At 51.9% G+C, this 667-nt stretch carries 7 tRNA genes; all 7 read left to right on the top strand.

What is annotated here, in order from left to right:
• Window positions 1-20: 20 nt before the first annotated feature.
• Window positions 21-93, top strand: a tRNA-Lys gene (locus HCJ54_RS15330).
• Between the two features lie 4 nt (window positions 94-97).
• Window positions 98-179 (top strand) — tRNA-Leu (locus HCJ54_RS15325).
• A gap of 17 nt (window positions 180-196) precedes the next feature.
• A tRNA-Gly gene (locus HCJ54_RS15320) sits at window positions 197-271 on the top strand.
• Between the two features lie 32 nt (window positions 272-303).
• Window positions 304-392 (top strand) — tRNA-Leu (locus tag HCJ54_RS15315).
• 17 nt (window positions 393-409) lie between these two features.
• Window positions 410-483 (top strand) — tRNA-Arg (locus HCJ54_RS15310).
• A gap of 4 nt (window positions 484-487) precedes the next feature.
• Window positions 488-564, top strand: a tRNA-Pro gene (locus tag HCJ54_RS15305).
• 26 nt (window positions 565-590) lie between these two features.
• Window positions 591-666: transfer RNA gene (locus tag HCJ54_RS15300), tRNA-Ala, on the top strand.
• Window position 667: the final 1 nt, after the last annotated feature.

Raw genomic sequence — 667 nt, 5'->3', positions numbered from 1 at the left:
ATAGTATTTATTTGTATTGTGAGCCGTTAGCTCAGTTGGTAGAGCATCTGACTTTTAATCAGAGGGTCGATGGTTCGAGCCCATCACGGCTCATTTTGCGGGTGTGGCGGAATTGGCAGACGCACCAGATTTAGGATCTGGCGCCGCGAGGCGTGAAGGTTCAAGTCCTTTCACCCGCACTATTTACATAAATATTGCGGAAGTAGCTCAGTGGTAGAGCACCACCTTGCCAAGGTGGGGGTCGCGGGTTCGAACCCCGTCTTCCGCTCCAAGCTTGAATGTTGCCATTATAAAGTTTCTAACGCCGGGGTGGCGGAACTGGCAGACGCACAGGACTTAAAATCCTGCGGATAGTGATATCCGTACCGGTTCGATTCCGGTCCTCGGCACCATATATACTTATTATAATGCGCCCGTAGCTCAACTGGATAGAGTACTTGACTACGAATCAAGCGGTTAGAGGTTCGAATCCTCTCGGGCGCACTTTCGGGAAGTAGCTCAGCTTGGTAGAGCACTTGGTTTGGGACCAAGGGGTCGCAGGTTCGAATCCTGTCTTCCCGACCATTAAAAGAATACCCATTTGTTATGAAGGGGCCTTAGCTCAGTTGGGAGAGCGCCTGCTTTGCACGCAGGAGGTCAGCGGTTCGACCCCGCTAGGCTCCACCAA

It is taken from the genome of Listeria grandensis, assembly GCF_014322885.1.
GTDB classification, from domain to species: Bacteria; Bacillota; Bacilli; order Lactobacillales; family Listeriaceae; genus Listeria_A; species Listeria_A grandensis.
The sequence above is the reverse complement of the archived record's forward strand: the minus strand, read 5'-3'. Positions and strand labels throughout refer to the sequence as shown.